Source organism: uncultured Roseibium sp. (genome assembly GCF_947494555.1).
Taxonomy (GTDB): Bacteria; Pseudomonadota; Alphaproteobacteria; order Rhizobiales; family Stappiaceae; genus Roseibium.
In genome coordinates, this window is sequence record NZ_CANLVF010000002.1 from 87,799 (window position 1) to 107,611 (window position 19,813).

17 protein-coding genes are annotated in these 19,813 nt (G+C 55.1%); 6 read left to right on the forward strand and 11 right to left on the reverse strand.

The window, feature by feature from the left end; translation table 11 throughout:
• Positions 1-18: 18 nt before the first annotated feature.
• The 3 genes from Q0915_RS08970 to Q0915_RS08980 all read right to left on the reverse strand — a co-directional run bounded on the left by Q0915_RS08970 (position 19) and on the right by Q0915_RS08980 (position 4,067).
• Positions 19-1,338, reverse strand: coding sequence for an HlyD family type I secretion periplasmic adaptor subunit (locus Q0915_RS08970; RefSeq protein ID WP_299544257.1), 1,320 nt, complete (start codon positions 1,336-1,338; stop codon positions 19-21).
• A gap of 98 nt (positions 1,339-1,436) precedes the next feature.
• Positions 1,437-1,919 carry a DUF3291 domain-containing protein gene (locus Q0915_RS08975; RefSeq protein ID WP_299470530.1) on the reverse strand — a complete coding sequence of 161 codons (483 nt, stop codon included), beginning with the start codon at positions 1,917-1,919 and terminating at the stop codon, positions 1,437-1,439.
• Positions 1,920-2,171: 252 nt separating this feature from the next.
• Complete coding sequence (locus tag Q0915_RS08980) at positions 2,172-4,067, reverse strand: L,D-transpeptidase family protein (RefSeq protein ID WP_299470532.1); 1,896 nt, start codon at positions 4,065-4,067, stop codon at positions 2,172-2,174.
• A gap of 542 nt (positions 4,068-4,609) precedes the next feature.
• Between Q0915_RS08980 and Q0915_RS08985 the strand changes: the two genes are divergently transcribed.
• On the forward strand, positions 4,610-5,125 hold the full coding sequence (locus Q0915_RS08985) for a hypothetical protein (protein WP_299470534.1): 516 nt from the start codon (positions 4,610-4,612) through the stop codon (positions 5,123-5,125).
• A 21-nt stretch (positions 5,126-5,146) separates the two neighbouring features.
• Here the strand turns inward: Q0915_RS08985 and Q0915_RS08990 are convergent, their stop codons facing one another.
• Positions 5,147-5,683 carry a single-stranded DNA-binding protein gene (locus Q0915_RS08990; RefSeq protein ID WP_299470536.1) on the reverse strand — a complete coding sequence of 179 codons (537 nt, stop codon included), beginning with the start codon at positions 5,681-5,683 and terminating at the stop codon, positions 5,147-5,149.
• 457 nt (positions 5,684-6,140) lie between these two features.
• On the opposite strand from Q0915_RS08990, the gene uvrA reads away from it, so the two are divergent.
• The 4 genes from uvrA (at position 6,141) to trmFO (ending at position 11,922) form a co-directional block, all read left to right on the forward strand.
• Entirely contained in the window at positions 6,141-9,071 is a 2,931-nt protein-coding gene (gene uvrA / locus Q0915_RS08995; RefSeq protein WP_299470538.1) for an excinuclease ABC subunit UvrA, read from the forward strand.
• Between the two features lie 231 nt (positions 9,072-9,302).
• Entirely contained in the window at positions 9,303-9,455 is a 153-nt protein-coding gene (locus tag Q0915_RS09000) for a DUF1127 domain-containing protein (protein ID WP_299470540.1), read from the forward strand.
• Positions 9,456-9,863: 408 nt separating this feature from the next.
• Positions 9,864-10,013 (forward strand): DUF1127 domain-containing protein, encoded by a 150-nt coding sequence (locus Q0915_RS09005; protein WP_299470542.1) that lies wholly within the window; start codon positions 9,864-9,866, stop codon positions 10,011-10,013.
• Positions 10,014-10,503: 490 nt separating this feature from the next.
• On the forward strand, positions 10,504-11,922 hold the full coding sequence (trmFO, locus tag Q0915_RS09010; RefSeq protein ID WP_299470545.1) for a methylenetetrahydrofolate--tRNA-(uracil(54)-C(5))-methyltransferase (FADH(2)-oxidizing) TrmFO: 1,419 nt from the start codon (positions 10,504-10,506) through the stop codon (positions 11,920-11,922).
• Between the two features lie 28 nt (positions 11,923-11,950).
• On the opposite strand, the gene Q0915_RS09015 is transcribed toward trmFO, so the two are convergent.
• The 5 genes from Q0915_RS09015 to yajC all read right to left on the reverse strand — a co-directional run bounded on the left by Q0915_RS09015 (position 11,951) and on the right by yajC (position 16,205).
• On the reverse strand, positions 11,951-12,802 hold the full coding sequence (locus Q0915_RS09015; RefSeq protein WP_299470547.1) for a phytoene/squalene synthase family protein: 852 nt from the start codon (positions 12,800-12,802) through the stop codon (positions 11,951-11,953).
• Between the two features lie 27 nt (positions 12,803-12,829).
• Positions 12,830-13,207: an Mth938-like domain-containing protein gene (locus Q0915_RS09020; RefSeq protein ID WP_299470549.1), complete on the reverse strand. Its 378-nt coding sequence runs from the start codon at positions 13,205-13,207 to the stop codon at positions 12,830-12,832.
• Positions 13,208-13,219: 12 nt separating this feature from the next.
• Positions 13,220-14,170: a protein translocase subunit SecF gene (gene secF / locus Q0915_RS09025; protein WP_299470551.1), complete on the reverse strand. Its 951-nt coding sequence runs from the start codon at positions 14,168-14,170 to the stop codon at positions 13,220-13,222.
• Positions 14,171-14,188: 18 nt separating this feature from the next.
• Complete coding sequence (secD, locus tag Q0915_RS09030; RefSeq protein WP_299470553.1) at positions 14,189-15,799, reverse strand: protein translocase subunit SecD; 1,611 nt, start codon at positions 15,797-15,799, stop codon at positions 14,189-14,191.
• Between the two features lie 73 nt (positions 15,800-15,872).
• Positions 15,873-16,205: a preprotein translocase subunit YajC gene (gene yajC / locus Q0915_RS09035; RefSeq protein ID WP_299470555.1), complete on the reverse strand. Its 333-nt coding sequence runs from the start codon at positions 16,203-16,205 to the stop codon at positions 15,873-15,875.
• A gap of 237 nt (positions 16,206-16,442) precedes the next feature.
• On the opposite strand from yajC, the gene Q0915_RS09040 reads away from it, so the two are divergent.
• A complete protein-coding gene (locus Q0915_RS09040) occupies positions 16,443-17,315 on the forward strand; it encodes an ATP-binding protein (protein ID WP_299470557.1) in 873 nt (290 codons plus the stop codon).
• 200 nt (positions 17,316-17,515) lie between these two features.
• On the opposite strand, the gene Q0915_RS09045 is transcribed toward Q0915_RS09040, so the two are convergent.
• Together Q0915_RS09045 and Q0915_RS09050 are read right to left on the reverse strand one after the other, a co-directional pair.
• A complete protein-coding gene (locus Q0915_RS09045; RefSeq protein ID WP_299470559.1) occupies positions 17,516-18,883 on the reverse strand; it encodes a peptidoglycan DD-metalloendopeptidase family protein in 1,368 nt (455 codons plus the stop codon).
• 232 nt (positions 18,884-19,115) lie between these two features.
• Positions 19,116-19,808, reverse strand: a complete 693-nt coding sequence (locus tag Q0915_RS09050) for a protein-L-isoaspartate(D-aspartate) O-methyltransferase (RefSeq protein ID WP_299470562.1) — start codon at positions 19,806-19,808, stop codon at positions 19,116-19,118.
• Between the last annotated feature and the right edge of the window lie 5 nt (positions 19,809-19,813).

Here is a 19,813-nt window from a genome sequence, read left to right on the forward strand (position 1 = left end):
GAGGTCTGTTCGGCCGGACTATCGCTCGCTAAGCGGATCGCCAATCGCCCGCGTCACCGGTTTCAGCAGATATTGCATGACCGATTTGGATCCGGTGACAATCTTGGCATCGACGACCATTCCTGGAGAAATTGTTTCGGCCTGTGCTCCAGCTCCGATCATGTTGGAGGACAAGGGTATCGTCGCCTTGAAGTAATAGTGTCCGTATTCGTCCCGGAAGCTGGACGCCGAAACAACTGACACCTCACCTGTCAGCGTGCCCTGGATGTTGGGGTCGAATGTCGTGACCGCAATTTCGGCTTTGTCGCCAACCTCAACATGTCCGATATCGCGGGGGGATACGCGCACTTCCGCGACCAGATCGCTGTTGCTCGGAACAATCTCTGCAACGACGTCGCCGGGCGCAAGAACACTGCCCGGCCCCTTGAGGTTGAGGGCCTTGATATGACCGCTCGCCGGGGCTCTGACATAAAGCCGGTCAAAACGGTCCCGCTGTTTTTCAGCTTCGAATGCGAGCTCGTTCCTCTCTTGAACAACTCTGCTCCGTTCCTCGGCAAGTTCTTCTTCCGATGCAGCGGCTGAACGCGCAAGTCCTGCTTTGGCTTCCGCCAGCTGCGCTTGTGCGCGCCCCTTCCGGCCGACCAGCTCGCTTAGCTCGCTTTGTGCGAGTTGGAGTGCGGATTTTGCATCCAGAAAGCGCCGCTTCGACGTGTAGCCCTGGTCGAACAGAGATTCCTGGATCGAGAATTTTTCCTGTTCGATTTCGACCTGCGTTTTCTGGAAGGCAATCCGTTCGACCACCGTAGATAGCTCGGCTTCCTTCTCGTTGATGCGTGCCTTAAGCGCCTGCTGTTCCTGTTCGAGAGCTTTTTGCTGCGCTTCCAGCGCTGCCTTTTGTGCTTCGCTGAATTCAAAGTTGTCCGTTAGCCTCAATGCTCCGCCCAAGGTGTCCAGGGGATAAACAGTCAGCCGCTGCTCTTCGCGGGCCAGAAACTGAAGACGGGTTCTGACACGTTCAAGGTCGCTGGAGGTTGCCGTTTCCTGAAGTCGGACGAGCGGTGTTCCTTGCTCAACCAGTTGTCCTTCCTGAACCAGGACTTCGGCGACAATTCCACCTTCAAGATGCCCGACTGTCTGCACTTTTCCGGCAGGTACGATCTCGCCGGAGGCTTTGGCGACTTCCCTCACCTGTCCGATAACGGACCAGCCCAGGAAGGCCGCTGCACCAATAGACAGCACCTGAAGGATGCGCCGATACGCAACGGGCGGCGGCCCCTCCTCAAGCTCGAGGGGCATGTCCAGAGAGTAATCTTCTTTGATGGCTTTGCGGCGAAACATATCAGCTTTACGCAACTCGGAACGATAGGTCCCCGACAGTGCGTGATTAAAGTAAATATCTACTGAATCAATCGGTTAAAAGGCGTGGTCGTCGGCGCTCAGGCAGCCGGTTCGGCGCAGCGTTGTTCTTTCCAAAGTCCGGACGTTCTTGCGTAATCCCAGCCGAACGCGTCTTTTGTTGCTCCCTGTCTGTTAAGCAGATCTAGCCGCTCCAGAGCTTCATCCAGACTCGGTTCGTGCCCGATGGGAACCGGCCACATGACAAAGTGCATTTTGTCCATGACCTCAAACCATTCGGCCCGGCGAGCGTAAATTCGCTTATGAACAGTCTGAAACACAAACTGCTCAAGTGACACAACGTCTCTCCAGACCGAAAGATTTGGAATAATCATCGGATCGTTCAAAACAAGGGGTGTCTGATTTTGACTGACATCCGCCTTCAGCCGCCAGATATACCCTTCGCTGCGCTCGGCCGCTGCATTGACGCGATTGAGGTTGTTGACGAAATCGGCGATCCGCGGATCATTGATGTCATGCTTCAGTCTGGCGATGTTCAATTCCGCAATGTGTTGATCAGACATTGAGACCTGCGCAGTTTTGTTAAGAGACGCGAGTTCGCGACTTTCCTTTTGATCCTATTCGCGAGTGACCTCCAGTGTCACGCATCAGATTTCCGTTCGCAAATCAAAGCTGCTTCTCACATCCGCCCTAGGCAACCGGGGAGCATTTCATGTGCATAGAGTTGACGTTCTTACCAAGGCCATTCAGGTCATCCGCAAAAACCAAAAACGCCGGACATCCGCCCGGCGCTTTCGTTTCTCTGATTGTTTTGCTCAGCCCGCGTTTCTGGCTTTCGCCCGAGCGGCCTCGGTTTTTTCGATTGCCTTCAAGAGATAGCGGTCACGGTCATAGATATCCGAATAGAACTCAACGCCGTTGCCATCCTGCTCCGGCCATGCCGTAAAATATGCCACATAAACCGGAATATCGCCGGTGACCTTTTCCTGCTCATTTTGGCCGGCCGCGATTCGAGACGTCACGTAGTCCTTGGACTTTCCGAGCACTGCTGCCGCCATGCCCTTCGGGTCGTGCAGCCGGATGCATCCGTGGCTATAGGCTCGAACGTCCTTGTTGAACAGGTTCTTTGCGGGCGTGTCGTGCATGTAGATGTGGTGCCGGTTCGGAAAAAGAATCTTAACTTCACCAAGTGCATTGGACCGGCCCGGGTATTGCCGGACGTTGATAGACTGCTGTCTTGCCGCGACCGCATACCAGTTCACCGATGCAGACGAAACCTTGCGCCCGCCAGGTGTTGTGACCTCATAGCCGGCTCGGTCGAGATAAGACGGGTCCCGCGCGAGTTTTGGAACCATTTCGTTGACGATAATCGAATAGGGAACGCCCCAATACGGATTGTATTCAACGATTTCAATCTTGTCATAGAAGAAATTGGTCTGGTTGGATTTCTTGCCGACAACAACGCGCATGGACAGCGGATCTTCGCCCGGCGCCGTATATGTTGCCGTGAAAGCCGCCTGATTGATGAACACCTTGCGGGTGCCGAGATTTTCCGGGATCCACCTGCTCCGCTCCATCGCAAGTTCAACCTTGGCAATCTTGGCGGCATTTGTCTCGCCGACGAGCGCCTTGATCGTGTTCTTGCCGATTATTCCGTCAGGCGTGAGGCCCGCTTCCTTTTGAAAAGCCTTCACAAGCGCAACAAGTTCGGGTCCATAGACCTCAGCGCCTTCATATGCTGCGAGCGTCTCGTTGTGTGTCTGTTTCAATTCATCCGAGCCGTTCATTGTAATGGCGGCAACGATGTGTTTCAGCTCCGGGCTCGACTTTCCCGCTTTCAGGAAGGTGCCTGGGGCGATGACGATCTGCTCGGAGCTATCGTCTTCCTCTTTCAGCCGTTCCAACTCCACAGTCAGTTTACGGAAGTGTTCGTTTTGCGGCTGGTGACCCCGAAGTTCGTCCGAAACGCTTGATGTGGACGAAAGCACTTCCAGTGCGGCAACAAGGTCAACCTCGTGCCGGGGGAGATCGTGATATTGCGAAATCCTGTTGGGATCGATTCGCCCGCGTGTCGCATCGAGAACATATGTCAGGGCGGCAGCACTCATTTCCATCTCAAAACGCATCATTGCTGCAATGCGTTCGGCTTCATCAAGACCTGAGACAGCGGGGAGCGGAACGAAGTAATCCGATGGAACGAGACCGAATTTGTCACTTGATGCCAATGATTTGCGAAGCTGCGCCGCTTTGAGCGTGACACCATTGCCCTCGACCCAGACAAAATCCGGATGCTCGCGGTAGTAGGCGATGAGAGCTTCGCCGACTTCAGGCAGAACCCTCAAGTCCAGATCCTTCAGTGCCGGACGGCCCTTGTCGAATGCGGTCAGCACGGCCGGAGAAGCAGGTACCAAATCGGTTTCAACGGCCGCGGTGTTCTCGCTCTCTCCGTCCGTGGTCGTTGGCTGGATTTCAGCCGTCTTCTTTTCCGAGAGCGGCGACAGCGAAACTTTTTTCAAAGCATCAGGCGAGTAGTTCAGGTAACGCGGTGCAGCGACTTTTACGGAAACAGCCTTCTTGCGCAGCTGTTCCTGGCGTTTGCGTTCTTGTTGCCTGCGATGATTTTCCGGATTGAACAGGCGCTGGAAGAGGCCTTGCGCCTCAGCTGTTGCCGGAGCTGCCATACTGAAACCGGACGCTAGCACCGTTGCCATAAGGCACGCCTTCAATGACGCGACAGACACGGCGCGAATTCCGATTGTGCGTCCATATTTGCGACGGGTTGGTTCCATATCGTTTATCATTTGGCTCGCCTGCATTGCCTAGATCCATAAATTCATAAACCGGCCCGCATTCCTGTTGTGAAACGCGAGGCCGCACGGCCTATATCGCCGCCATTAATTTTCTGCCCGAAAGTTCCCCCTCCCGCGCAGCGCCTCCTCGCGAAACCTTCAGGGTCTATTCGGCAGCAATCAGCCGAATACCCTCACGGATTGCAAGCAGCAAACTGGTTAATACTATAACAGGCTTCATCAGATGGTTAAGGGCAAGCTTCATACACACCTTTTGAAATCAAATCAGTGTGACGATTTTGCCTCTCCGAACGCTCCACCTGTTCCTTGGTTTCCGATTTTGTAAACCGATCAAGTGACTTAGAGCACTGGAAATGACATCCGCGTGATACGCATCACGGTGCGATGCTCACAAAATCAATAGGTATCTTCTCACGACGACCTGGATCATTCGGAGCGAAGATATGCCGTTTCAACTAAACATAGGGGACCATGTGTCACCTCACGCCGGGTTCACGAACTTCAACTTGGCTCAATACCGCCAATTGAAATGGTCCCGGGAAAAACTCTTTGAAATTGTGAGAAACAATCCGGACTGCGATTCTTATTTCCGGTCGCTGCCGAAAGGCAGGTCTCTTACGGACCTGATCAACGACGACAGCATCTGGGTCAATTTCGGCTCTTCGATCGAAGCGCCACGCTATGGCAAGACTTGTATTGCAAACAGTGAAATCGGCATCTCAGAACGCGCCTTCATTTTGGGGCGCTGGACCGTGCTTGCGACACTCATACACGAACTTGCATATTTGAATGGCGCTTCGCTCCACGGCGGCGACACGTGTGCGGAAGAAGCTGTTTATTATTGCGGTCTTGTAACTTCAGAAAACTACGACGGCCTCGCGGAGGAGCCGAACTTGCCTTTTTTCGGTAACTCGGCAACTGGGTTTGCCTCTGTTTCCCAGAGCCCTCATTTCAGCTGAGGGCTCCACCAAAACAAAAGACTAGAACGGTATCTCGTCGTCCATCGGTCCGGAACCACCGCCAGGCCCTCCAAAGCCGCCTCCTGAGGACGATCCGCCTGAGCCGCCTCCGTATCCGCTGCCACCGCCGCCGCCACCGCCAAAGCCGCCGCCACCCTGGGAGTCATTGCCATAGTCCGGCAACCCGCCGGATTGCCCGCCTTCGCCCCGGCCATCGAGCATGGTCAGGTTCGAATTGAAGCCCTGCAACACGACCTCGGTTGAATACCGGTCCTGACCCGACTGGTCCTGCCATTTCCTGGTCTGGAGTTGGCCTTCCAGATAGATCTTCGAGCCTTTGCGCAGATACTGTTCGGCAACTTTGCAGAGACCTTCGTTGAAAATCACCACCCGGTGCCATTCGGTCTTTTCCCGGCGCTCACCAGAGTTTCGGTCACGCCAGGACTCCGACGTGGCAATCCTTAGATTGGCAATCGGTCTGCCGTCTTGCGTCCGGCGGATTTCCGGATCGGCACCAAGATTACCGACCAAAATGACTTTGTTGACGCTTCCCGCCATCCTGCACTCCTGTTCTTTCTTTTGGCTTTACCGGATCCATATATCCTTCTGGCACATTCTCTGTCGAACCCGGTCTACCTGCCATGCAGTTAGAAAGCAGAACCGTAGCGACACTCCAACCGCTTCGCCCATGTTTTCAGACCACCGCACCCATTTTCCACAAGGCAAAACATAAGATAAGCGGCCAAGGGAGCGGAAATGTGCCACTGAAGATGCGGACCTGTGTCTCGCTACCCTGTAAATGTACTTGTTTTGTTCTTATCACTTCTGTAATAAAGATTCAATCGAGCAGGCAAAATCGGCGCGCGTTTTTCAATTGGTTCAATCGCCTCTCTGGATGTTGCGCACATAGCTGCTATATCGGGACATGATGACCAGGTTGAGTTTCTTCTGACCTGGTTGCGGGCAACCTGCATCGGGTCAGGACTCGTTGCGATTTATGGCGGGAATTTTCAGAATGTCGAAGTCCGACAGCACTCGGAGGGATGAAAGCTGGAAAAACGACCCAACACGGGTCATCAGCGTCCGTGGTGCGCGTGAGCATAACCTTAAAGGTGTGGATCTAGACCTGCCACGCGACCGGCTGATCGTCATGACGGGACTGTCCGGATCCGGCAAGTCTTCGCTCGCCTTTGACACCATCTATGCCGAGGGACAGCGGCGCTATGTCGAAAGCCTGTCTGCCTATGCGCGCCAGTTTCTGGAAATGATGCAAAAGCCGGACGTCGACCAGATCGACGGTCTTTCTCCGGCTATTTCCATTGAGCAGAAGACCACGTCGCGCAATCCGCGTTCAACAGTGGGAACTGTCACCGAAATCTACGACTATATGCGGCTTTTGTTCGCTCGGGTCGGTATTCCCTACTCTCCTGCCACCGGATTGCCCATCGAAAGCCAGACGGTCAGTCAGATGGTCGACCGTGTCATGGAGCTGGAGGAAGGATCGCGGCTCTATCTGCTCGCCCCCATGGTGCGCGGCCGCAAGGGCGAATACCGCAAGGAACTGGCAGAGCTCATGAAAAAGGGCTTCCAGCGCGTCAAGATCGACGGAACGTTTCACGAGATTGCAGAAGCCCCTGCTCTCGACAAGAAATACAAGCACGACATCGATGTTGTCGTGGACCGTCTTGTCGTGCGCGATGATATCGCGGGCCGGCTTGCGGATTCCCTTGAGACTGCACTGAAACTCGCTGACGGAATCGCTGTCGCCGAATATGCGGACAAGACAGACGAAAAAGGAGATCCACAGCGGCAGATCTTCTCGGAAAAGTTCGCCTGCCCTGTTTCCGGGTTCACCATTCCGGAGATCGAACCGAGGTTGTTTTCCTTCAACAACCCATTCGGTGCGTGTCCAACCTGTGACGGCCTTGGAACAACGCTGGCTTTCGAGGAAGATCTGGTTGTTCCAGATCACTCCCTGTCGTTGCGCGAAGGGGCCGTGCTGCCCTGGGCCAAGACCGGATCAACGTCACCTTACTATGCGCAAACGCTTGAAGCGCTCTGCAGTCATTTCAAGGTGACGATGTCGACACCCTGGAAAGACCTGCCGGATGAAGTTCAGGATGCGATCCTTCACGGGACCGGAAAAACAGCGGTTGAATTTGTTTATGACGATGGCGTGCGCAGCTACCGGACGGAAAAGACGTTTGAAGGCGTGATCGGGAATATCGAGCGCCGCTGGCGCGAGACGGAATCCTCCTGGGTCCGGGAAGAGCTTGCACGGTTCCAGTCGGACCACGCCTGCCCTGCCTGTAGCGGATTTCGGCTGAAACCCGAGGCTCTCGCGGTCAAGATCGCAGGCAAGCACATTGGAGAGATTACTGAATATTCGATCCGCGAAGCCCGTGACTGGTTCGATACGCTGCCGGAAAAGCTGAATGACAAACAATCGGAAATTGCCGGACGGATCTTGAAGGAAATCAGGGAACGCCTGAAATTCCTGAACGATGTGGGTCTGGAATACCTGACGCTTTCCAGATCCTCCGGCACCCTTTCCGGCGGTGAGAGCCAACGCATCCGGCTTGCATCACAGATCGGGTCCGGTCTCACGGGTGTTCTTTATGTTCTCGACGAACCGTCGATCGGTCTCCATCAACGCGACAATGCCCGATTGCTGGAGACGCTGAAACATCTCAGAAACCTTGGAAACACGGTTATCGTCGTGGAACACGACGAGGATGCGGTCCTGACGGCCGACTATGTCGTGGATGTCGGTCCTGGCGCGGGCGTGCACGGCGGACAGGTTGTGGCCCGAGGAACCCCCTCTGAGATCATGGCCAATCCCAAGTCGCTGACAGGTGAATATCTATCCGGCAAGCGAATGATCGAGCGGCCCGACGGTCGCCGAAAGATCAGCAAGAAACGGAAAATTTCTGTTCGCGGCGCACGCGGCAACAATCTGAAGGACGTCGATGTCGACATCCCTCTCAGCACATTTACGTGCGTGACCGGCGTGTCTGGCGGTGGAAAATCCACCTTTCTCATAGACACACTTTATAAGTCTGCAGCGCGCCGGCTGAACGGAGCCCGGGACAACCCCGCCCCGCATGACCGCATCGAGGGGCTGGAAGTTCTGGACAAGGTGATTGACATCGACCAGTCACCTATCGGGCGTACACCGCGCTCTAACCCGGCCACCTATACCGGTGCTTTCACGCCGATCCGGGAGTGGTTTGCCGGAATGCCCGAGGCAAAGGCGCGGGGCTATCAGCCAGGACGGTTCTCTTTCAATGTGAAAGGGGGACGCTGTGAGGCCTGTCAGGGAGACGGTGTCATCAAGATCGAGATGCACTTCCTGCCCGATGTTTACGTGACCTGCGATGTTTGCAAGGGAAAGCGCTACAACAGGGAAACCCTGGAAGTGGAGTTCAAGGGCAAGTCGATTGCGGACGTTCTCGACATGACCGTTGAAGAGGCCGCCGAGTTCTTTTCAGCCGTGCCGGCTGTACGCGACAAGATGAAGACCCTTGCCCGCGTCGGACTGGGCTACATAAAGGTCGGCCAGCAGGCAACGACACTCTCAGGCGGTGAAGCACAACGCGTGAAACTCGCCAAGGAATTGTCGAAAAGGTCCACGGGGAGAACGCTTTATATTCTCGACGAGCCGACCACGGGACTTCATTTCCACGATGTCGCCAAGTTGCTCGATGTCCTTCATGAACTGGTGGATCAGGGAAACACGGTTCTGGTGATTGAGCACAATCTGGAAGTGATCAAGACTGCGGACTGGATAATTGATCTTGGCCCGGAAGGCGGCGATGGCGGCGGCACGGTGGTGGCAACCGGTCGTCCGGAAGAAGTCGCTGAGGTGGACGCAAGTTACACCGGTCAGTTTTTGCGCGAACTGCTGCAGCGGCGTCCGCAAAGAGCGCATGACGCGGCGGAATAGCGCAGCTTCAAGACCCTTGAAATTGTGTGCATCGCACATATCTTGCTATCGTGCTACTTTTGTTGGTTTTTCGAAGTCCGGCACAAGGACGCAAACCTGATATTTTTGCATTGCACAAATTGCATGTCTGTCATGCACATGTGGCACTTCTTTTATTTCAGTTGGTGAATTATATATGAGTTCAACAACGGGACAGAGCCCGTCAGGCCCTGTCGGATAAGGAAAAAGAAGATGTTTGACACTGTGCGCAAGAAGTACAGCAACTGGGTTAGCTACCGTCGTGCGGTTGACGAATTGTCCCGTCTGTCGGCTAGAGAGCTACAGGATCTCGGCATAAGCCGAAGCGACATCAGTTTTGTCGCACGCCGTGGAACAAACGGCTGATAATTTGAGATCGCGTCCGTAGGCATCCTCCTCCCAGCCGAAAGACGTGTGACACGCAGGGCATCCTCCTCCCAGCCCTGCCAGTCGAAACGACGCCCGCCAGTACCTCCTCCCACTGGCGGGCGTTCGTTTGTTCAGCTTTTGAAGCCTCAATTCACTCCGCACAATCACAATTATTGAATTCTTCGCAAGTGCGAAGATGCCCTCCTTGTTTTGCGAGCTCGGTATATGCGAGTTGCGCATTCCTTCGCGTTAACTATCTGTTGTGTTGCAGTTTTTGCATAACAGCATCGCGTTAAACCCACTACCTCGCAGTGCACAATATTTCTATATAGCGTTTGTAAGAGACGAACGGGCCAGACGCCGATCCGCGGTGCCATGGCCAAGAGATAGCGAAAGGCCTAAATCATGATCGACACAGTCGTCAAAAAATTCAACACCTGGAAACGCTTCCGTCAGACCTATGACGAGCTGTCCAACCTGTCCAACCGCGAACTCGACGATCTCGGCATCTCCCGTGCCGACATCAGCCGCTACGCGCGTCAGGCTGTAAAATAATCAAGAATTGCTGCCAGGAGACATCCTCCTCCCAGTCTTCAGGCTGCATACGATCTGCGGGTCAATTCGCAGATTAAACAAAAAAACGCTCGCCGGATCCTCCTCCCATCGGCGGGCGTTTTTTCATTCGTTAGTGTCATTTGCCTGAAACCGCTGCTGCAATGCATTGAAGCACTGATATTTGTCGGAGCGCTTCTGCGTTTTTCGTGTTCCATGACGACTGGCTGTAAATTCGAAATTTCTCTCATAAAAAGCCACAATAGTGTCAATCAACCTGTTCAGCTCGGCCAGGCAGACTTGGCCATTTCGGAATAATTAAATGTTCAGCCGGCAACGTTGCTCCGTGTTGCATTCAACGAGCTGCAGCGAAAGAATTTGAAAACGTTGCGGTCAGGGGTCAATCGCTGTAATCAGAACGAAAAGTTGGTTTCCGGACAGTTCGACACAAGTGACATAACCAGTCGACCGGTATTGATCCCAAGGACAAAAGATGTCTCCCATCCACGTAATCGGTGGCGGCCTGGCCGGTTCGGAAGCAGCCTGGCAGATCGCGCAAGCGGGCCTGGACGTCGTTATCCATGAAATGCGTCCCGTTCGCAGGACCGATGCGCATCAAACGGACGGCTTGGCCGAACTCGTTTGTTCGAACTCCTTCCGTTCCGACGATTCAGAGCAGAATGCGGTCGGATTGATCCATCACGAACTGAGGCAGCTTGGGTCCCTGATCATGTCGTCCGCCGACGCGCATCAAGTCCCCGCCGGAAGTGCGCTAGCCGTGGACCGTGATGGTTTTTCGCAAGCTGTTACCAATGCACTCGAAGAGCATCCACGCATCGCGATCGCACGCGAGGAAATCGCCGGCTTGCCCCCCGCAGACTGGAATAGCGTGATTGTTGCGACAGGCCCGCTGACCTCTCCGGCGCTGTCAAAAGCTGTCCTGGAAAAGTCGGGCGAGGACTCCCTCGCCTTCTTTGATGCGATCGCACCGATCGTTCACTTCGACTCTGTCGACCTTTCGAAAGCCTGGTTCCAGTCCAGATACGACAAGGTCGGTCCGGGCGGCACGGGAAAAGATTATTTGAACTGTCCGATGGACAGGGACCAGTACGAAGCCTTCATTGACGCGTTACTTGCCGGTGAATCCGCAGATTTCAAGGAGTGGGAAGCGAACACGCCCTATTTTGACGGTTGTCTTCCAATCGAGGTCATGGCGTCAAGGGGCCGCGAAACGCTCCGCCACGGGCCCATGAAACCAATGGGTTTGACCAATGCGCACAATCCGGACGTGAAGGCTTATGCGGTGGTTCAACTGCGTCAGGACAATGCACTTGGCACGCTCTACAACATGGTCGGCTTTCAAACGAAGCTGAAATACGGCGTTCAGGCCGACGTCTTCCGGATGATACCCGGGCTCGAAAACGCACAGTTCGCACGCCTCGGCGGTCTGCACCGTAATACGTTCTTGAACTCGCCGAAGGTGCTGGACGGGTCGCTGAAACTAAAGGCCGATCCCCGCATACGTTTTGCCGGACAGATCACTGGCTGCGAGGGATACGTGGAATCTGCAAGCGTCGGGTGCCTTGCTGGCCTCTTTACGGTCATGGAAGCGCGTGGGTCCGCGGTCGAAGCACCGCCAGAGACGACGGCCATGGGTGCTCTGCTGGGCCACATTACGGAAGGCCACATCTCCAGAGAAGACGGAGGTGGCAAGCCGCGGTCCTTCCAGCCCATGAATGTCAATTTTGGCCTGTTTCCGCCCGTCGAAGCTCCAACCAAAGGGGACGACGGCAAGCGCTTGAAAGGCAAGGAAAAGGCAAAAGCAAAGAAACGCGCAATGACCGATCGGGCGAAAGCCGACTTTTCGGACTGGCTCGCCCGTATCGGCCTGAACAGGCTTGCCGCCGAATAAACTGATCACTGCAGGGAACTGACTGGCATCAGATCCGCTTGAGGGGTTCCGCTGACGCCCGCCAAAGCAACCATTGCCGTTTGAGCTGGGAAATTTCTGCTGACCCCTGCAACGGATCAAAGTCGTTCCGTTCCATCTTTTTCAAGAACGGTTCGACAAGCACAAGCGGCAGCAGGGCATTGCTGCATTTTTCAGGAACGGTGGCGGCAGCCTCGCGAACGCGGTTCAAGTGATGGCGGACATGTTCACGCATTTCAGCAAGGGCGGCCTTCAGAGGCTGCGTCGTCTCTCCGCGGAAAACGGTCTCGACATCAACGCCGTGCCTGTCGATCAGATCTTTTGGGAGAAACATTTGCCGGCGTGAGGCGTGCCATGGCAGCGCGCGCATCAGCCCTGTCATTCCATAGGCAACACCGGCATGTCCGGCGGCAGTCGCCGTTCCGGGATCATCGCCATTGTTCAGGATCAGACAAGCCAGCTGCATAAGACCGGACACGGTCTCCCCTGTATATCCTTCAAGGTCGTTGAGGTTGGGCATCGGGTCGTCATAGAGATCGAACACCCTTGCCTCGGTCATGGCGATGAGGCCGTTCCTGGGCAGATTGTATCTCGCGATCGTTTGAAGAAGCGCGTTTGCGACCGGATTTGACGCCACCGCGCCGTGTTCCGTTCCTTCCAGAAGGTCTCGCCACCACTGCAGGCGCATTTCACCCGGCAAGGGCTCTGAGACAATCTCACGCACACGCGAAATTTCTGCGCCAAACGCATAAACGGCCATCAGGTCAGCCCTATGCTGTTCAGGCGCCAGCAAGGCACTTAGATATCGGTCCTTGTCGTAAAGGCGCACAATATCGGCGGCATGATCGAAATCAGTAGTCATAGTCGCCCATATGGCACAGGATCGAAACTAGTCCACCGCCAGCAAAGCCGCCGCAACGGCCCGGTCTTCCGATAGAAGAACATTGAACGTGCGCACTGCTGCGCCGGTCGACATCGGGTCTGTAAGAATTCCGGCTTCCCGGAACAGGTCTTTCATCGCGGGTCGAAGCGGCAAAAGATCCCGCCCGGTTCCCACAAGCAGAACCTCAATATCCGACCGTTCCTCAAAAACACGCTGAAATGCGTCTTCATTGAAGTCCGCAGCATCACTGATATTCCATCCGTAAATGCCGCTCGGGACACATAGTATGGACCCATGGTGGGACATTTTCGCGAACCGGAAGCCGCCATTGCCATAAGCATCAAGCGGCGCCCGGCCCGGAAAATGGGCATTCCGGATTTCCATCAGGTTTGGTCCTCAGACGGTTGCCTTTTCCTTGGCTTCCTTTTTGCCGTCCTCGTCATTGCGAGACAAGGCGTCCGGGCGCAGGTTCAACAGAATGAGGAAAGGCGCAGCCAGGAAAATCGAGGAATAGGTGCCGATCACGATGCCGAAAATCATGGCCAGCGTGAAGGACTGAATGACCTCGCCTCCGAAAACGTAGAGCGCAATCAACGCAAGAAGGGTCGTGACAGAGGTCATCGTCGTCCGCGACAGCGTCTCGTTGATAGACTGATCCAGAATGTCCGTCAGCGGACGTTTCTTGTACTTGCGCAGATTCTCACGGATACGGTCATAGACAACCACGGTATCGTTGAGCGAGTAACCGATTATTGTCAGAACCGCCGCGATACTGGACAGCGAGAAGTCCAGCTGGAGCAGCACGAACAGTCCTATCGTGACAACAACGTCGTTGGCTGTCGTCAGGATCGCACCGACGGCAAAGTGCCATTCGAAACGGAACCAGATATAGATCATGATCGCCAAGAGCGCCGCCGCGACGGCGATCGCGCCGGCTTGCGCCAGCTCCCCGGAAACGCGGGGGCCGACGACCTCGACACGCCGGAAATCGACATTGTCATCAGCGAAAATCGTGCGGACACGTTCGACGACCGACTGCTGGGCGAGTTCACCGCCCGGCTGCTCCTCAACACGGATCAGGATGTCGTCAGAGGCACCAAATTCCTGAACCTGGACATCCCCCAAATTGAGCGTGGAAAGCTCAGAGCGAATGGCGCCGATATCTGCAGGACCATCGGTCTTGATCTCGATGAGTGTCCCGCCCTTGAAGTCAATACCGTAGTTCATGCCGACGGTGAAAAAACCAGCAAGCGAAGCGATTACAAGAACCACGGACAACGGAAAGCTGAACTTCCGAAGCCACATGAACTTGATATGCGTGTTGTCCGGAACAAGTCTTAGCAACATTTTCTTTTTTCTCCCGGATCAGATCGGCAGCACAGACGGGCGGCGACGGCGTATCCACAACGCCACCAAGAGCCGGCTGAACGTGAAGGCCGAGAACACGGTTGTGAAAATTCCGATCGCGAGCGTAACGGCAAAGCCCCGCACCGGTCCCGATCCGAGCTGGAACAAGATCACGGCGGCGATCAATGTGGTGATGTTGGCATCAAGGATCGTCCCGAGTGCCCTGCTGTAACCCGCGTCGATAGCGGATATCACCGACCTGCCAGCTCGAGATTCTTCCCGTATTCGCTCGAAGATGAGAACGTTGGCATCCACTGCCATCCCGATCGTCAGTACGATACCGGCGATACCGGGAAGTGTCAGCGTTGCCTGCAATATCGTTAGAGCGCCAAAAATCAGGAAGATATTGGTCATCAGCGCCAAATCGGCAATCACACCAAAGCGGCCATAGGCAAGGATCATGAACACGATGACAGCTGCACCGGCGATGATCGACGCAAGTTTACCGGCTTCGATTGAATCGGCCCCAAGACCTGGTCCAATGGACCTTTCTTCAATGACGGTCAATTGTGCGGGCAGTGCACCCGCGCGTAGTAGGATCGCAAGGTCTTGGGCAGCCTCAATCGTGAAGTCACCGGAGATCTGTCCGGAGCCGCCAACAATCGGTTCGCGGATCACCGGTGCGGAAATGACCTCACCGTCAAGAACAATCGCGAAGGGAAAATTCACGTTTTCCGTCGTGACCCTGGCAAATTCTCGTGCTCCGGACTGGTTGAAACGGAATGTCACGACCGGTTCATTTGAATATTGGCCAAAGGCGACCTGAGCATCGACAAGGTCTTCGCCGCCCAACAAGGGATTGGTTTCCAGTAGGTACGGAATCGGTGGATCGTCCACGGACATGAAGACAGAAGTACCTGCCGGCGGTCGGCTTTGCAGAGCCTGTTCGCCAGTCATGTTCCGATCGACAAGGTGAAAGCTCAGCAGCGCGGTTTCACCGATCAGATCCTTAAGGCGTTCCGGATCCCCTTCTCCTGGGGCTTCAACAAGAATGCGATCTTGACCCTGCCGCTGAATATTCGGCTCTGTCGTACCAAGTTCATCGACACGTTTTCGGATAACCTCAATCGATTGTTGAACAATCGACTGAAGTCTGTTGTCGAGACCTTCTTCAGAATAAGCGAAACGAACCAATCCGTTATCGTCGACGGACAAATCAAATTCGTCAACGGGCTGGCCACTGAAGAGATTGGAGACAAGCGGATTTACCAGTGGTGCCAGTCGCTCTCTTGCCTCGTCAAGCCGCGTCAAATCTCGAATTCGTACTTGAAGCGAGTCATTCGACGCAGCCAGGCCCGTGTACCCGATTCTCGGGTTTTGACGGAGCGTATCGCGAACGTCACTTTCTAGCGCCTCGAACCGTTTCTTGATGTAATCTTCCTGGTCTACTTCATAAAGAAGATATGCGCCGCCTTGCAGGTCGAGACCCAGAACCATCTGGTTTTTCGGCAGGAAATCGGGCCAGGCCTTAAGTTGTTGGGCGGAAAAGAAATTCGGCAGCGTTGTGATGAAGCCAGCAGCAACCACAATCATGATCAGCACGATTTTCCAGCGGGCAAAATGGAGCATGATAGAGCCTTAAAAGCAGCCAAGCCGGTAAAGAACCGGCGTGGCAATTAGATCGATGCGATGCAGGCGCGTCTTACGAATTTTCCTTGGCTGGCTCGGTCTTGGATCTGACTTCCTGTACCATTGAGCGAACCACGCGCACCTTTACGCCTTCCGACAGTTCCACTTGCAATTCGCCATCGTCTACCACCTTCGACACTTTGCCGATAAGTCCCCCGGTGGTCACAATGGTGTCACCACGGCGCAGATTTGCCACCATTTCCTGATGCTTTTTCATCCGCTGGCGCTGTGGCCGGATGATCAGGAAATACATGATCGCAAAGATCGCCACGAACGGCAGGATCTGGATCAGAAAACTCGGACCTACGGCTCCGGCTGATTGCGCATACGCTGGGGTGATCAACATTCATCTCTCCTAAGGGGCGTTTTTGTATGTGCTGTACCTTGTCAGCACCTTCAAACGCTCTGAATTCTGGTGGCGCGGACTATAACGGTGGCGCGCCTCATTTCAAGCTTTGCAAGCCGATTCCGGCGTACCGGTATGGGAATAATTGGCGTTTTCGCCTTACCTGCCTCATGCTACTGCTCGCGCAACATGTTTCAGGGCCACAGATGGGCCTTTTTGACTGGGGTTGCAAGAATTATGAGCGCGCAAATCGACCTTGCCTCATTGAACGCCAAACTCGATTCTCTGCTGGAGCTGATCGGGCGCGCCGTCCCGGCAGCTCCACGCCCGGCGGATTGGTCCAGTGCCGACGCGTTCGTGTGGATACCCGAACCCGGCGAACTCCAACCGGTTGAGAAGGTCAATCGCGTCGACATATCGTTGCTGTGTGCTGTCTCGCATGTACGCGATCTGCTTCTCGACAACACCAGACGGTTCGCAAACGGCCTGCCCGCAAACAACGCGCTATTGTGGGGCGCACGAGGCATGGGGAAATCATCTCTGGTCAAGGCGGCGCATGCGGCTGTCAATCAAGAAGCGGGATCAAGCAATCTGAAACTGGTTGAAATTCACCGCGAGGACATTGAAACGCTTCCAAAACTGATGTCTCAGATCCGGCAGGTCTCTCATCGCTTCATCATCTTTTGCGACGACCTGAGTTTCGACAACGACGATACGTCCTACAAATCCTTGAAAGCCGTTCTGGAAGGCGGCATTGAAGGCCGACCGGAAAACGTCATCTTCTACGCAACCTCAAACCGGCGCCACCTGCTCCCGCGCGATATGATCGAAAATGAACGCTCAACGGCAATCAATCCGGCAGAAGCGGTTGAGGAAAAGGTCTCTTTATCGGACCGCTTTGGCCTGTGGCTCGGTTTTCACAAATGCAGCCAGGATGACTATCTGGAGATGGTGCGCGGCTATGCAGACCATTTCGACCTTGAGATTGTGGAAGACGAGATGCGGGCTCAGGCACTTGAATGGGCCACAACGCGAGGCAGCCGATCCGGTCGCGTCGCGTTTCAATTCATACAGGACCTGGCAGGTCGCCAAGGCAAGACGCTTTCGTGACCAGGACGTCCTGAGACATTCAGACAATCCAAGCACACCTTAGCTATCGTCTTCAGTGAGCGGAACGGGCTGACCTGGCGGAAAAGGGAAGATCTTGCGTGTGTGCAACCGGCTCCAAGATCCAAGAACCGAATTTCAACCCGACTGCTACAGCGGAATGCGGCCGGGCGCATCGGCCCTCGCCGCCCATTCCACTTTGTTTAGCGCCGGGGCAGATGCTGGAGCGGATCCACCGGTTTGTTGCCCTTGCGAAGTTCGAAATGAACCTGCGGTTGGCTGACAGAACCTGTGGCACCGGCAAGGCCGACCACATCTCCACGACGTATCTTGTCGCCGCGCTTTACTTTCAGCTCGCTGTTGTGTGCGTAGGCGGAAACCCAGCCTTCGCTATGGCGCACGAGGACGAGATTGCCGTATCCCTTAAGTTCGTTACCTGAGTAGATCACCGTACCGGCATCAGCGGCTTTCACGGGAGTTCCCTCTGGAACGGCAAGGTTTACGCCTTCATTCTTGCTGCCGCCAGGTTTCGTCCCGAAGTCGGAAATAATCCGGCCGCGAACTGGCCAACGGAATTTGGCGGTGGTCGCCTTCTCTTCCTGAAGACTTGCAACGGACGGCGTCTTGATCGGTTCGGTCGGACGAGCCTCTTGCGTCAATGCAGGCGCTGGCAGCGATGCTTTTTGAACCGGCGAAGACTGTGTTGCGACAGCGGGTGTCACCTGAACGCTCGTCGTATCGGTCGAGATGGACGCCGTCGTGATCTCGGTCTCTGCCACTGCAGGTTTGCGCTTCGGCGACGCACTGACGCGAACGACACCCACCTCTTCAACAACCGACTCAGTCGTGCTGATCTGCGTAAATGTCGGTTGCTTGAAAGGCTTGCGCGCCGGGCGCGGCGCCGACCCGGAGGTTGTCGACACAGAACTCGTGACAATCGTCTCGTTCGCGCTAACGGTTGGCAGTTTCACCTTGCCGGTTTCGCCTGCGGTCGTGCTGCTAGAGCCATTGCGTTCAGCATAGACATAGGTGGGAATAATCACGCTCTGTCCGGTCTGAACGCTGTTGGCGTCGCTGATACCGTTCACAGAAGCGAGCGCCTGCACGGGAACACCGTAGCGCCTTGCGATCGAATTGAGGTTGTCACCCTGCCGCGCGGTCACTTTCGTGCCGCCTGCAGATGTCCAGCCTTTCCAGCTTTTACCCGGAGCGGCACTTACCGTTTCCGGCGCAGGCAATGTTGAAACCGGCGATGGCGCTTTCGCGGTCTGTGTCGGTGCGGGCAACGGTCTGGATTGTATGTCAGCACGCTGGCTGGATACTGAACCGGTCGTCACGGGCGCGGATCCGGCCGGCGGCAGGCCAGCGGCTGTTCCACCGGGCCCGTTAGCAATATCCTGGTAGGATGGCTGTGGAGCTCCATTCAAAATCTCACGCTGGTTCAGCGTGTTTCCCGTGTAATATGGAGGTTCTCCGAAGCGCTCAACTGCACTGGAACAACCTGCGAGGAAGACTGCGACCATGGATACCGTCGCTGCTTTACTCAGAAGATCCCCGCGGAGGGTGCGCATCCGCTTTTTCATCGCCTTACTCATACCGCTAACAATGGCTGCTATGGTTAAGAGTAGACGCCAGTAAGGTTTATAAAGGCTAAAGATGGTGCGCGATTACACGCAAAACGGCAGTTTTCTCAGTCTTTTCTATCCGGGCAAATGTTCACTTGGGCCCATTATAGTAAATTACGGCAGTATTTTCCGTTCAGGGATTCGCTTACAATACCGCGTGCGAGGCGTATTTTCGGCTTCAGAGTTTTAGTGCCAGTCCGGGTTGCAACATCACGGTTCTGATCGGCATAAGCGTTTCAGCCGTCATAACGCTTTCTGACTTCACAAACCGAATCAGGGACTGCGGTTGTTTGGGCTGACCCACTGGCGCCACGAGAACGCCGCCTGGTTTGAGCTGTTGCACCCAGTTGTCCGGAATGGCGGTTATCGCAGCCGTCACGATGATCCGATCAAAAGGCCCTTTCTGTTTGAGGCCATCAAATCCATCCGCCTGCCGAGCCTTCACGTTTTCAAGCTTCAGAGCCGCAAATCGCCGATTCGCAAGGTCAGCCAATGTTGCAAAACGGTCTATGGTTTCCACCTGGCCAGCCAGGTGCGCCATGACTGCCGACTGATATCCGGAACCCGTCCCGATTTCGAGTATGGATTGACCGTCTTTGATGTCCAGCGCCTGGACGGTAAACGCAACAATCGACGGCGAAGTAGCGGTTTGACCGCATTCTATCGGAAGGGTCGCGTCCTCATATGCCAAACTATGATGTCTTGCCGGGAGAAACAGACGCCTGGGCAATCGCTCTATTGCCGCAAGAACATTTCGCGCGCCGACGCCACGCCGCCTGAGCGCAAGCACAAGTGACGCCCGTGCTTCTGTTTCATCAGGAAGCGCTGTCGATTGCATTGTTCCGTTGTCGCCGGAAAGGAAGCCGGCCATACGTA

Bases quoted from the DNA above. Each gene is read 5' to 3' on its own strand.
- Q0915_RS08970 (WP_299544257.1), bottom strand. From the start codon at position 1,338: ATGTTTCGCCGCAAAGCCATCAAAGAAGATTACTCTCTGGACATGCCC.
- Q0915_RS08975 (WP_299470530.1), bottom strand. From the start codon at position 1,919: ATGTCTGATCAACACATTGCGGAATTGAACATCGCCAGACTGAAGCAT.
- Q0915_RS08980 (WP_299470532.1), bottom strand. From the start codon at position 4,067: ATGGCAACGGTGCTAGCGTCCGGTTTCAGTATGGCAGCTCCGGCAACA.
- Q0915_RS08985 (WP_299470534.1), top strand. From the start codon at position 4,610: ATGCCGTTTCAACTAAACATAGGGGACCATGTGTCACCTCACGCCGGG.
- Q0915_RS08990 (WP_299470536.1), bottom strand. From the start codon at position 5,683: ATGGCGGGAAGCGTCAACAAAGTCATTTTGGTCGGTAATCTTGGTGCC.
- uvrA (WP_299470538.1), top strand. From the start codon at position 6,141: ATGTCGAAGTCCGACAGCACTCGGAGGGATGAAAGCTGGAAAAACGAC.
- Q0915_RS09000 (WP_299470540.1), top strand. From the start codon at position 9,303: ATGTTTGACACTGTGCGCAAGAAGTACAGCAACTGGGTTAGCTACCGT.
- Q0915_RS09005 (WP_299470542.1), top strand. From the start codon at position 9,864: ATGATCGACACAGTCGTCAAAAAATTCAACACCTGGAAACGCTTCCGT.
- trmFO (WP_299470545.1), top strand. From the start codon at position 10,504: ATGTCTCCCATCCACGTAATCGGTGGCGGCCTGGCCGGTTCGGAAGCA.
- Q0915_RS09015 (WP_299470547.1), bottom strand. From the start codon at position 12,802: ATGACTACTGATTTCGATCATGCCGCCGATATTGTGCGCCTTTACGAC.
- Q0915_RS09020 (WP_299470549.1), bottom strand. From the start codon at position 13,207: ATGGAAATCCGGAATGCCCATTTTCCGGGCCGGGCGCCGCTTGATGCT.
- secF (WP_299470551.1), bottom strand. From the start codon at position 14,170: ATGTTGCTAAGACTTGTTCCGGACAACACGCATATCAAGTTCATGTGG.
- secD (WP_299470553.1), bottom strand. From the start codon at position 15,799: ATGCTCCATTTTGCCCGCTGGAAAATCGTGCTGATCATGATTGTGGTT.
- yajC (WP_299470555.1), bottom strand. From the start codon at position 16,205: ATGTTGATCACCCCAGCGTATGCGCAATCAGCCGGAGCCGTAGGTCCG.
- Q0915_RS09040 (WP_299470557.1), top strand. From the start codon at position 16,443: ATGAGCGCGCAAATCGACCTTGCCTCATTGAACGCCAAACTCGATTCT.
- Q0915_RS09045 (WP_299470559.1), bottom strand. From the start codon at position 18,883: ATGCGCACCCTCCGCGGGGATCTTCTGAGTAAAGCAGCGACGGTATCC.
- Q0915_RS09050 (WP_299470562.1), bottom strand. From the start codon at position 19,808: ATGGCCGGCTTCCTTTCCGGCGACAACGGAACAATGCAATCGACAGCG.